The sequence below is a fragment of the Ignavibacteria bacterium genome (genome assembly GCA_016873775.1).
GTDB lineage: Bacteria > Bacteroidota > Ignavibacteria > UBA10030 > F1-140-MAGs086 > JAGXRH01.
In genome coordinates this window covers 1-12,232 of record VGWC01000070.1, presented here as the reverse complement: position 1 = coordinate 12,232, position 12,232 = coordinate 1, and the positions used below count along the sequence as shown (strand labels likewise).

At 38.6% G+C, this 12,232-nt stretch carries 14 protein-coding genes; 2 read left to right on the top strand and 12 right to left on the bottom strand.

The genetic code is table 11. The features are described 5' to 3' along the window. Positions 1-68: 68 nt before the first annotated feature. The 12 genes from FJ218_09135 to FJ218_09080 all read right to left on the bottom strand — a co-directional run bounded on the left by FJ218_09135 (position 69) and on the right by FJ218_09080 (position 6,912). On the bottom strand, positions 69-425 hold the full coding sequence (locus FJ218_09135; GenBank protein MBM4167061.1) for a four helix bundle protein: 357 nt from the start codon (positions 423-425) through the stop codon (positions 69-71). A 38-nt stretch (positions 426-463) separates the two neighbouring features. Next, a complete protein-coding gene (gene nuoK / locus FJ218_09130; GenBank protein ID MBM4167060.1) occupies positions 464-778 on the bottom strand; it encodes an NADH-quinone oxidoreductase subunit NuoK in 315 nt (104 codons plus the stop codon). Positions 779-787: 9 nt separating this feature from the next. Then, a complete protein-coding gene (locus FJ218_09125) occupies positions 788-1,297 on the bottom strand; it encodes an NADH-quinone oxidoreductase subunit J (protein MBM4167059.1) in 510 nt (169 codons plus the stop codon). A 79-nt stretch (positions 1,298-1,376) separates the two neighbouring features. After that, positions 1,377-1,958 (bottom strand): NADH-quinone oxidoreductase subunit I, encoded by a 582-nt coding sequence (locus FJ218_09120; protein ID MBM4167058.1) that lies wholly within the window; start codon positions 1,956-1,958, stop codon positions 1,377-1,379. Positions 1,959-1,960: 2 nt separating this feature from the next. Next, positions 1,961-2,218, bottom strand: coding sequence for a type II toxin-antitoxin system RelE/ParE family toxin (locus FJ218_09115; GenBank protein ID MBM4167057.1), 258 nt, complete (start codon positions 2,216-2,218; stop codon positions 1,961-1,963). After that, positions 2,215-2,466, bottom strand: a complete 252-nt coding sequence (locus FJ218_09110; protein ID MBM4167056.1) for a hypothetical protein — start codon at positions 2,464-2,466, stop codon at positions 2,215-2,217. Before FJ218_09110 ends, FJ218_09115 begins: the two co-directional genes overlap by 4 nt. Positions 2,467-2,472: 6 nt before the next feature. Continuing rightward, positions 2,473-3,492 carry an NADH-quinone oxidoreductase subunit NuoH gene (gene nuoH / locus FJ218_09105; GenBank protein ID MBM4167055.1) on the bottom strand — a complete coding sequence of 340 codons (1,020 nt, stop codon included), beginning with the start codon at positions 3,490-3,492 and terminating at the stop codon, positions 2,473-2,475. A 2-nt stretch (positions 3,493-3,494) separates the two neighbouring features. Continuing rightward, positions 3,495-4,667 carry an NADH-quinone oxidoreductase subunit D gene (locus FJ218_09100; GenBank protein ID MBM4167054.1) on the bottom strand — a complete coding sequence of 391 codons (1,173 nt, stop codon included), beginning with the start codon at positions 4,665-4,667 and terminating at the stop codon, positions 3,495-3,497. Positions 4,668-4,974: 307 nt separating this feature from the next. Then, a complete protein-coding gene (locus FJ218_09095) occupies positions 4,975-5,454 on the bottom strand; it encodes an NADH-quinone oxidoreductase subunit C (protein MBM4167053.1) in 480 nt (159 codons plus the stop codon). Between the two features lie 12 nt (positions 5,455-5,466). After that, a complete protein-coding gene (locus FJ218_09090) occupies positions 5,467-5,826 on the bottom strand; it encodes an aspartyl protease (protein ID MBM4167052.1) in 360 nt (119 codons plus the stop codon). Positions 5,827-5,829: 3 nt separating this feature from the next. Then, positions 5,830-6,327 carry an NADH-quinone oxidoreductase subunit B gene (locus FJ218_09085; GenBank protein ID MBM4167051.1) on the bottom strand — a complete coding sequence of 166 codons (498 nt, stop codon included), beginning with the start codon at positions 6,325-6,327 and terminating at the stop codon, positions 5,830-5,832. Positions 6,328-6,492: 165 nt separating this feature from the next. Further along, positions 6,493-6,912 carry an NADH-quinone oxidoreductase subunit A gene (locus FJ218_09080; protein MBM4167050.1) on the bottom strand — a complete coding sequence of 140 codons (420 nt, stop codon included), beginning with the start codon at positions 6,910-6,912 and terminating at the stop codon, positions 6,493-6,495. 137 nt (positions 6,913-7,049) lie between these two features. Between FJ218_09080 and FJ218_09075 the strand changes: the two genes are divergently transcribed. Then, positions 7,050-7,784: an rRNA pseudouridine synthase gene (locus FJ218_09075; GenBank protein MBM4167049.1), complete on the top strand. Its 735-nt coding sequence runs from the start codon at positions 7,050-7,052 to the stop codon at positions 7,782-7,784. Between the two features lie 85 nt (positions 7,785-7,869). After that, positions 7,870-12,232, top strand: a 4,363-nt coding sequence (locus FJ218_09070) for a hypothetical protein (GenBank protein MBM4167048.1), incomplete at its 3' end; no start/stop codon positions are given.

Here is a 12,232-nt window from a genome sequence, read left to right as displayed (position 1 = left end):
GAAAGAGTTATGATTGTTTCGTGAGACATTTGAAAATTTTAAATTTTATATTTTACATTGAGCATAGCTTACTTACGATTTCGTTTTGACGTTTTCAACGATGCCATAAATATTTTCGTAAGTTCTTTTGCTTCTTGCATTATCTCTTTCATTCGGTCAAGTGTCATTAGTTCGGCTTCTAAAATCAATTCCATCCAGTATGAGGATTCGTCAGTTTCTTCCAAAACAATTCCAAGTTTTGAAATGAAATCAGCATTTGAACGAGCAAGACAAACCGCACGATAATTAGCGCCAACCGATGTTCCAGAACGAAGTAATTGATTTCCAATAACTTTTCCTACAAGTGTTTTCGGCAATGCATTCACTAATTTGATAACTCGTAAAGCAAATTGTTTTGTTCGAGTTTTCAACTCTTCTTCATTCATATCAATCTAAAATGTCAAATGTAAAATGTAAAATGAAGTTATTCTTTCATTCTACTAATATCATCAACATTGACCGTGTTGAAGCGTTGATAAATATTTAACACAATCGCAAGCGCAACAGCGGCTTCGGCAGCAGCGAGAATAATAACAAAAATTGCAACTGCTTGTCCATCGAGATTCATTCCGCCGTAACGAGAAAATGCGATGAAGTTGATGTTTGCCGAATTGAGTATGAGTTCAATTCCCATCAACACGAGAATTGCATTGCGCCGGGTTATAACGCCAAAAATTCCCAGCGAAAATAAAATTCCGCTGACGATGAGATAGTGCGTAAGGGTTACTGATGTTAACATTTCAAAAAATTATTTCGTAGCTACTTTTTCTTTTCTCGCAATTATCGCCGCACCTATCAATGCAACAAGTAAAACGACAGAAGCAATTTCAAACGGCAACAGATAACTTGTCATCAACATTTCGCCGAGTTTGTATGTAGTAGTATTCATTTCAGGAAGTGAAGTGACGACACGCCAATCGGTTACGTAAAAAATGCCGCACAATGTTCCGGCAGTGATTGATATCAAAATTGTTGCGGGAACAGTTTGCAATGTTCCGGTTTTTATATCAACGCTGACGACTTTGTTCGTCAACATCACGCCAAAGAGAAGAAGAATGAGAATTCCGCCAACGTAAATAAGTAGTTGTGTTACTGCGAGGAAATCTGCATTCAACAAAACATATAATCCAGCAACGCCGAAAAACGTAAAGAGCAACGAAAATGCAGAATAAATAATGTTGCGTGAGAAAACAACGATTCCTGCAGAAACAAGTGTAATTGCTGCGAATGCGTAAAATGTGTAATCGTATAAAGACATTTTAGATTTTATATTTTACATTTTAGATTGAACATTGAAATACAAATGACTAATTACCAATTACAAATTACTTTCTAAATTATACAGCAGTGGTTGAAGGTTGAGTTGCTACTGTTGGAGTTGCAACAGGCTTCGGTGCTGCTGCCGCTGCGGCTTTTTTCGCTTTTGCTTCTGCATCTGCTTGAGCGGCTTTTGTTTTTTTATCTGCAATATCATCTTGCGACATTGTTGCGTAATTGTAAACCAAACTGTGTCTGTCAAATTCGGAAAACTCGTACACATCCGTCATCACGATACATTCTGTTGGACAGGGATATACGCACAAACCGCAATAACAGCATTTCGCAATATCAATATCAAATTTTGAAACCCACAAACGTTTTTTCGTTCCAAGCGATGTTACACCGGGTTCATCGCCGGCAACACTTTTTACCGTTTCAATCGAAATGCAATTTACGGGACACGCCATTGAACATTGGTCGCAACCGATACAGTCATCCATATTCACATACAAACGGTTGCGCGCGCGTTCGGGAACTGCACGTCGCTCATCGGGATATTGAATTGTTACCGTCGGCATAAATAAATGCTTGTAAGTAATTTTCATTCCGACGAGAACGGTAAAAATTGCTTGATATATATCGCGGAAATATTGTTTCATAATTATCTATAAACTTCTTTACGGTCTTTACAAGAAACTAATAACACAATAGATTTTTTGTCGTCAATTTCATATCGTAATCTGTAATTACCAATTCGTATCCTATATTCATTTACCGTTCCTCTCAATTTTTTGCATCCGTAAGGTCGAGGATTATTTTCTAAATCTATAAGTATTTTTTCAATTCGCTCTTGAATGAAATTCGGCAAATTATCAATTTGTCGTTCAACAATGTGTGGAATGACAAGTTGATATTTCATCCATTATTATTTTTTCTCTTTGAAATAAACTCATCCAACGTAACATATTTTCCTGCTTTATATTCTTCACGGGCTTCTCTCACTTCATTTTGAATAATTGAATCTTGTTCAAACAACTCATCTTCGATTTCTTCTAATGTTCCATAAATCGTTTTCCATAACTGTCTTTTCTCAGATAAATCTAAATGAGAAAAGGATTCAACAAACGAATTGAATTGAGTTGAAGTATGTTGAAGAGTACTTTGCATAATAAATTACATCATTACCCAAAGTCCAATTGCAAACATACACACAAAAGCCCATGGTGTTAATACTTTCCACGAAACGTGCATTAGTTGGTCAACGCGCAATCGAGGAAGTGTCCAACGAAGCCACATTTGTATCGTTACGAAAAACATTCCTTTCGCGGCGAACCAGAAAAAACCCAATATCGGTCCGCCAAGAAAATCACCAAACGGACTATTCCATCCGCCGAGAAATAATGTTGATGCAATTGCTGAAACTGCAAACATATTTGCATACTCGGCAAGGAAGAACAATGCGAATTTCATTCCGCTGTATTCCGTATGATAACCGGCAACAAGTTCAGATTCTGCTTCCGGAATATCGAATGGAGTTCTATTTGTTTCGGCAAGCGATGCGACAAAGAAAATAATAAACGCAATAAACACAAACGGAAATTTCTGAAAGACAAACCAATTCCAAAACCAACCTGTTTGCGCGTGATTGATTTCTTGCAAGTTCATCGTTCCAGCAATCATTACAACGCAAAGAATAGAAATAATAGTTGGAATTTCGTAACTCACTATTTGCGCGGCAGAACGCATTGCACCAAACAACGACCATTTATTATTTGATGACCAACCAGCCATCAACAACCCAACAACGACAATGGAAGAAACTGCAACGATATAAAAAATGCCAAGATTGATATTGCTTCCGATGTATGCGCTGCTGAACGGAATTGCCGCAAACGCAGCATACGAACCGATGAACACAGCATACGGCGCAAGAAAATGTAACTTCTTATCTGCGGCTGCCGGAACGATATCTTCTTTCTGAATAAGTTTTACAATATCAGCAATTGTTTGCGCCCAACCGTGCCATCCGCCAACGCGCATCGGACCAAGTCTATCTTGCATATGCGCAGAAACTTTCCGTTCCCACCACACTGCAAACAATGCGTACGGCAATACAAACAGCAACGGTAATGCGGCAAGCACGATATAAACGAGTATATCGTTTTGTAAAATATTTTTGAGGAGTTGTTCCATAACTATCTATCCACTTCTCCCAACACAATATCAACGCTTCCGGTAATTGCAACAACATCTGCAATCATATAACCGCGGCAAATTTCGGGGAGAACACTCAAGTTCACAAATGCCGGAGAACGCGCTTTCACACGATACGGAGAATTTGTTCCGTCACTCATTATATAAAATCCGAGTTCGCCGCGCGGAGATTCTGTTCGTGTATAAATATCTGTTCCGGGATTCGGGCGAATACGTTTCGGAATTGATTCTTGCACGTTGCCTTCGGGAATTTGTTCGAGCGCTTGTTCAATAATACGAATGCTTTGCTCCATTTCTCGAACGCGGCACATATATCTATCCCAACAATCGCCGAGCGTTCCCATTTCACCTTTTCCAACAATCACATCCCATTCAAATTTATTGTAAATTCCGTATGGGTCATCGCGGCGCAAATCCCAATTGATTCCCGAACCGCGCAACATTGGTCCCGAACATCCGTAATTGATTGCAACATCTGCAGGTAAAATTCCAACATTTGCAGTTCGCTTGATAAAAATTTCGTTATAGGTTAAAAGATTATTGCACTCGATAATATTCGGTTTGAAATAATTGCAAAACTCTTTTGTCTTTTGAATAAAGTTTAGCGGCAAATCATGCGAAACTCCTCCAACCCAAATATAATTGTAGAGCAATCTCGCGCCGCATGTCATTTCAAACAAATCCAAAATATATTCGCGGTCGCGGAACATAAGCAGAAACGGAGTGAACGCGCCAACATCAAGTCCGTACGTTCCAAGCGCAATAAGATGAGAACCGATGCGCTGCAACTCCGCCATAATTACGCGAATGTATTCAACGCGCTCGTTCACTTTTATTCCGCACAATCGTTCAACGGCAAGCGCATATCCCCAATCCATATTCATCGAAGCGAGATAATCCATTCTATCGGTGTACGGAATTACTTGCTGATAATTTGCCATTCGCTCGCTGTGTTTTTCAAAACAGCGATGCAAATATCCGATATGGGGAATAACATCGGTAACAATTTCGCCGTCAACAACGAGTTCGAGACGCAACACTCCGTGTGTGGAAGGATGTTGCGGTCCCATATTGATAATCATTTCTTCGGTGCGAATCGTTTTTCCCGAAGAAGTAATTGTTGAAGGAGAAATTGGTGAAGTGGTTTCAAACATAAAACTTAGTGAACGTTCTTCAGTTGCTGTTTATCATCGTGAACTTGGTGTTTTATCAATACCAAAGAAATCACAACGATTGTTACTGCGAGAGCAACTAACATAAAAGCTGTTAACATATTTTTACTTTCTTAAAATGATTGCAATGCTAATTGCCAAACTGTAAATAAAAATTCCGAGCGGTATAAGCCACCATGAAAACTTATCAGAAAAATAAGAACCAAAAACCATTGCACCCATTGCTATATTGCAAGTTCAAACAAACTATCGGAATATGCTTTAAGTTGGTCTTTACTAAATTTCATTATTAGTATGGCACTTTCATTCCGCGATAAAATTCCGGAACTTTGTAATCTTTGCGAAGCGGAAATCCTTCCCAATCGTTTGGAAGTAATATGCGACGTAAATCGGGATGACCGTCAAAAATAATTCCAACTAAATCATAACATTCGCGTTCGTGCCAGTCTGCGGTGCGCCAAACACTTTCAACAGAAGGTACGTGTGTATCTGTAACAGGAACTTCAATTTTCAAAGTGATTTTGTGTTTCAACGTTATCGAAGCAAGATTATACACAACGCCGAGATTTCCTTTTCCAACATCTACTCCGCTTAAACACGAAAGAAAATCGAATTGCATTTCATCATTATCGCGCAAATACATTCCGATTTCTTTTATGCTTTTTGCTGCAACTTTTATATACGCATCGGGATTGCCTTCGAGTTTTGCATCAAGAATTGCTTCGCCGAATTGTGTTTTCAGTTTGTCTAAAATTTCTTGTGGAGACATAGAATAATTCTCTTATGCTAATACCATAGGTAAATCTATGAGTTCACGTTTTAATGGATTCAAACCCAAACCTAAGGCTTCGAGTGTGAATGCTCCAAGCAGTGCGCTATCTCCTTCTTCTCCGAATATAACGTCTGCACCTCCAATTTTATCTTTGTATTTGAACAATGCAATACCTTTCTTTCTCAAAATTAAATCACCATTCGCTAATCGAAATGTTTGCTCCCCAATTGGTCTTATTCCCAACTCTTTCAAAATCTTTTTTGAAACAACAGAATAAATTGCACCGGAATCTACCATAAACTCTACGGCTTTTGTTTTCGATGGATTAGAAGGGTTTCCGATTTCAATTTTTAATATTGTAATTCCCATCGTTTACGCCGCTTTCTTTCCCGTAAAAATTTTTTCCGTACGAACTTTTTCTTGCAACTTCATCAATCCTTCCATCAACGCTTCGGGACGCGGAGGACAACCGGGAACATACACATCAACGGGAATAATTCTATCCACACCTTTGAGAACGTGATAACCGTGTTCCCAATACGGTCCGCCGCAATTGGAACAACTTCCCATCGAAATCACATAACGCGGTTCGCTCATTTGGTCGTACAGACGTTTGATTCTGTCTGCCATTTTAAGTGTAACTGTTCCGGCGACAATCATCAAATCCGACTGACGTGGAGTTGCGCGTGGAATAACTCCAAAGCGGTCGAAATCGTAATGCGATGCTGATGCTGCCATCATTTCAATTGCGCAGCACGCAAGTCCGAATTGCATTTGCCACAACGAAGAAAGTCGCGCCCAATTCAAAAAACTTTCCACGGAAGTGAGAACGACATTATTGCTTTCAAAATTTTGGTCGAGTAAACCCATTGGTGATTTTAGATTTTAGATTTGCGATTTCAAAAAATTGTGTCTTACTTTTACAAATGTTATGTGTTATTCGTTATTTGAAGTTAGTCTTAAACTTAATGATTTACAAATGACCAATGACAACTGACTAATGACTTTTACAAATAACGAATAACAATTAACGAATCACGAAACAGAAGATGTTTTCAAATTTTTCAACGAAGGAATACGAGGAATTGTCGGTTCGGGTTTATCCCAATCTAAATCGCCATTCACCCAAACGTATGCGTAACCAACGAAAAGAATTCCGAGAAACACAACCATTTCTATAAACGCAAACATTCCTAATTTCTGATATACAACTGCCCACGGAAAAAGAAAAACGGCTTCAACATCAAAAATTAAAAAGATAAGCGCGACAACATAAAAACGAATGTTGAACTTTACCCACGAATCGCCGACTGGTTCTTCGCCGCATTCGTAGGTTGTAAGTTTATTGGGATACCAGCGTTTTGGACGAACGATCCACGCAGTAATTAATCCGCCGGCAGTAAAAATTGCGCCTATGATAAAAAAGATGAGAACTCGTCCGAAATCGGTAAGCATCAGTTGAAATGAAGTTGTGCAGTGAAACTCATAAAAAAATCGCGTGAAATATAGAAAGAATGGTTATACAAAAAAAGATTTTTGTTTTTTCAAAGAAGATAAATAGTTATTTTGCTCTGAAAATTTTTTAAAAAAAAATGAACATCGCTACTCAAACAATTCGCCTTAACAAATTTTTATCACTCGCCGGAATTACTTCCCGAAGAAATGCAGATGAATTGATTTCAAGCGGAAAAATTACTGTGAACAAATCCCGTGTAACTGAACTTGGTACAAAAATAAATCCTGAAACGGATAAAGTTTTTTACAACGGAAAACAAGTCGTCTTCCTCGATAAACCGATTTACATCGTCTTCAACAAACCGAAAGATTGCATTACAACGCTCGATGATGAAAAAGGAAGAACTGCGATAATGGATTACGTCAATGTCAAACAACGGGTTTTTCCGATTGGAAGATTAGATAGAAATACAACCGGAGTTTTGCTTTTAACAAATGATGGCGAACTTGCAAACGCATTGATGCATCCGAAACACGAAATCAAAAAAACATATCAAGTGGAAATTGATAAACCGCTAACGATGGAAGACGAAAAAAAACTTCGACAAGGAATAAAACTTGAAGATGGTATGACAAGCAAAAGCGAAGTGTACATACTTCCGAAAGGAAAAAGAAAAATAATTGGTATTTCAATACACGAAGGTAAAAATCGGCAGGTACGAAGAATGTTTGAATCCTTTGGATATGAAATCGAAAAACTCGAACGAGTCGCATACGATTTCATTACATGCGAAGGGTTGAAACGCGGCGAATGGCGATACATAACCGAAAAAGAAATTTCGATTTTGAAATCCAAAGCCATGACGATGTGATTTCACTTTTGGTAATATAAAAATAATTGCGTAAAATTGTGCTACAATTTTTTTCAACGAAAAACAAATTATTCACGAGGTTCTTATGCAACAAGTTCGTTACTTATTTACATTAACTATAGTATTTCTTTTTCTTTCTTTTACTTTCTCTTTAGCAGAAAAAAACAACAATCGCAATCCCAAAAAAAACACAAAAGGGAAAAAAACACTCTTCAAAAATTATCCAATAACTCTGGGAAAAACAGTATCTTCCAATGTTCTCGGTTTAACTATCGAAGAATTTGAGAACCCCACGTTCCCTCCAAACGGATGGAGGGTAGGAAATCCCGATGCATCGTTCACTTGGGTACGCACAACTACTGCAAGCAGTTTTGGAAATGGTGCGGCATCAGCATTCATTAACTTCTACAACTATGATGCTATCGGACAATTCGATACATTGAAAACTCCAATTCTTACAAATCTGGTCGTTGGCGATTCATTGAAATTCGATGTCGCATACGGAAAATACGCCGGCTCTGCCGATTCACTTCGCGTCGAAGTTTCTACCAACGGAGGTATAACCTTCACAAAAGTATATCAGCGTGGAGGAAATTTATTGAAAACTTTTACTACTGATGACGAATTCTTTCCAACTACAACACAATGGCGAACTGAACGCGTTGGTCTTCCGGCAGCGATTGCAGGAAATAATGTTGTCCTTGCATTCATTGCGATAAATGATTATGGCAATAATTTATTTATTGACAAAATTCGAATCGGTTCTCCTGCGCAAATAGATTTAGCCGTTACCTCCGTATCGTTGCAACCGTTACCATTGGTCGAGGGAAATCCTACTCAAGTAATTGCATATTTGCGTTGGGATGGCACAGGTCAAACTCCTGCATCCGTAAGTTTAACGCACAAAGTTGGAGTCGCTCCAGCGAACGAAAACGATGGTGTCAACGAAACGGTCTTTCCATCGTGGGCGGGAAATCCGCTCGTTGCTGAAGTTGCTTTTACTGTACCTTTCCTGCCGCCATCTGGAAATTTTCAATTATATGTTCGAGGATTTTTGCAAAACGATGGCTCCATATCCAACAATATTACTTACGGAGATTTTTTTGCTACGTTTCAAGTTAATTCATTTCCTTATTTTGAAAATTTTGAATCCGTTTCCGATTCCGGATGGTCATCGGGCGCAATAAGTTCGACAAATGAATGGATGCGCGCAACGCCGAAAAAAACGCAGATTGACCGAGCGTGGAGCGGAACAAAATCGTGGATAACATTAGATTCTTTAAACCATTCAGACAACATCAACATTTTTGTAACTTCGCCGGTATTTGATTTTTCAACTCTTGCAACTCCGCCGGTATTGAACTTCTATCATAATTATTTAACCGACGGTGGTTTTGACGGTGGCACAATTGAATACACGCTCGATGGAGTAAATTATACGATACTCGGCGAGTTTGAAGATTTAAACGGTTACAATTGGTACGATAATGATTCACCCGTTGGCGGAACTGCTGCTGGAATTATCGACGGCGCAAACTGGAGTGGAACAAGCGAATATTTCAACGTTACTGATAGCGGATGGGTTAATTCCATATTGCCAATGATTGGATTCGAAGGGTTATCAAATGTTCAGTTTCGTATGCGATATGTTGCAGATGAAGTAGATGTTGACGAAGGATGGGCGTTTGATGATGTTTATATTTATCAAAGTTCTTCTATTGCTGGATTTGTTTTCGAAGATATCAATGGTAACGGAATATTTGATGAAGGCGAACCACCGATTTTTGATGCTGAACTCAATCTTACCGGAACAGAAGAACGCACGGTTTATACTGACACCGAAGGTTATTATGTTTTCAATTACCTACAACCCGGAACGTATACTATTTCACTATACCCCATCAGTGGAACGATTGTTACACTTCCTGAATCTCCATTTGAATATCAAGTTACCGTAGAAGCGAGTCAAGAAACAGGAAACAATTTCGGCGTATTCTATCTTGGCTCTGTTGCCGGAATGAAATTCAACGATGCCAACGGAAACCGCTTGAAAGAAATTCAAGAATCGGGAATGGAAAACTGGACTATCGTTCTCGAAGGTCCTATGAACGATACAATTTTAACCGATGCAAATGGAAATTACTCGTTTTCAAATCTCACGCCAGGCGATTATCAAGTGTATGAATTACAACAGGAAGGATTTTCGCAAACATTTCCTCCATTTCCAGGCATACATACTTTTACAATGACAAGCGCATTGGATTTACTCAATCAAAATTTCGGCAACGGAGAATTTGGGATGATTGCCGGAAAAATTTATGATGACTTGAATGGAAACGGTTTTCACGACGCAGAAGAATACGGATTAGCAAATTGGAAAATTTCCATTACCGGCGCTGTTGAAGATTCTCTACTTTCTGATTCGTTAGGATATTTCTCGTTTATGTTGCTTCCATTCGGAAATTATACTGTTTCTGCAGAAATAAAAAGCGGTTATCTTTCTTCGTCGCAATCGCCAGAACCTTTTTCTGTCAATGTGAATACGGCAACCGTAACACAAGTTGTCGAATTTCCGCGTTTTAAGTTCGGAACAATCAGAGGCACAACATTTCTTGACGAAAACGGCAACGGAATTAAAGATGTGAATGATATCGGTTTGGAAAACTGGATTATCAAACTCAACGATGGAAGCGAAACCTCAACAGATATGAATGGTAACTATACGTTCACAAATTTACTTGCCGGAACGTATACTGTTCGTGAAAGTCTGCAAACAGGGTGGACGCAAACATTGCCAACAGATCCATTTTATACCATCGAAATTTTTTCTGGAACAGATACGGCAAACAATGATTTCGGAAATTTCAAAAACGGCTCCATCAGCGGAATGAAATTTGAAGATATGAATGCAAACGGAATTCTCGATTCAAACGATGTTCCGCTAACAAACTGGAACATTTCATTCACCAACGGAGAAGAAACTGCTTCAGTACAAACAGATGAAAACGGGATGTATTCTTTCACGAATTTAGGTCCAGGAACGTACATCATCAGCGAAGAAACAGTCAACGAATATTATCAAAGTTTTCCCGTTGAAGACAGCACGTACATTATTATTCTCACCAGCGGCGATTCTGTAACGAATAATGATTTTGGTAATTATCGTTTAGGTTCTATTTCCGGAAAAAAGTATCTGGATGAAAATGTGAACGGAATTCTCGACTCGAACGAAATTGGAATTGAAAACTGGATTATAAAACTCAGTAACGGCGATTCTGTTGTAACAGATGCTCAAGGAAATTATATGTTCAATAATCTCGCACCCAACACTTACACTGTTTCTGAAATTCTTCTGGGAACCTGGACACAATCGGAACCTGAAAGCGGAACGTATTCGCTCGAAATTATTTCCAACCTCAACGTTACCGATAGAAATTTCGGCAACTTTCAAAAAGGGTCAATTAGCGGCGTAGTGTTCAACGATAAAAACAGAAATGCTATCAGGGATGCAAACGAGTTGGGTTTAGAAAATTGGGAAATACAACTTTCCGGAACAGGAACAGATACAACGTTTTCAGATCCATCGGGAAATTATACTTTCTTGAATTTATTACCTGGAAATTATTTAGTAAAAGAAGTGTTGAAACCAAAACATTATCAAACTTCTCCTGCAGAAACTGTTTATACATTAAAACTAACTTCCGGTGAACACGAACTTGATAAAAACTTTGGAAATTTTGAAGACACAACGAAATACCGAACATTCAAATCAACACCGCTTCTTGCAGCAGAACCTGTGAAGATGAAATTCAAAAACAACACGTTACTCACTTTGCAACCAACTCTCGCTACTGCACTTTACAACGTATTTGCTCGTTTAGGAAAAACAGGCTCCGTTACGTTAGGCGTTCCGCAAACAGATAAAATACGTGCAAAACAATACGGATGGATATTGTTCAAGAAAGCAAGCGACTTGGCAAAATTTTATACGGAAGAACACACTGCTCAAGCATTCCCCATTGATTCACTCCGAGTAACAGGAAAGAAATCAAAAAAACTCAGCAAAGCGATCAAACCTGTTCGGAAAAAATACGACAATATCGCTTGGGAATCCGGTGTTCTTTTAAATTTGAATATCGTCGCAAGTGAAAAGAAAGTGCTTCCTCCTTACTATGGTCAACTTGTTATAGATACGCCGATTACTCTTATTGGAAGAAATATGCAGGGACAAACACTCGCCGCAACTGGAAGATATTTTGACAGTTTGATGACGTATTGGAAAGAAATGAAAGTTGACAGCAGCGATGATTATCTTTCGATTGCATTATTTGTTGATCTGGTTTTAAAACGTATTCACAACGGATTTTATGACACAGTGATTGCGTCGAATTACAGCATAGATACCAACGGTGTAATATCTGCAGATACCAATTCTGCAGGAAAAGCAA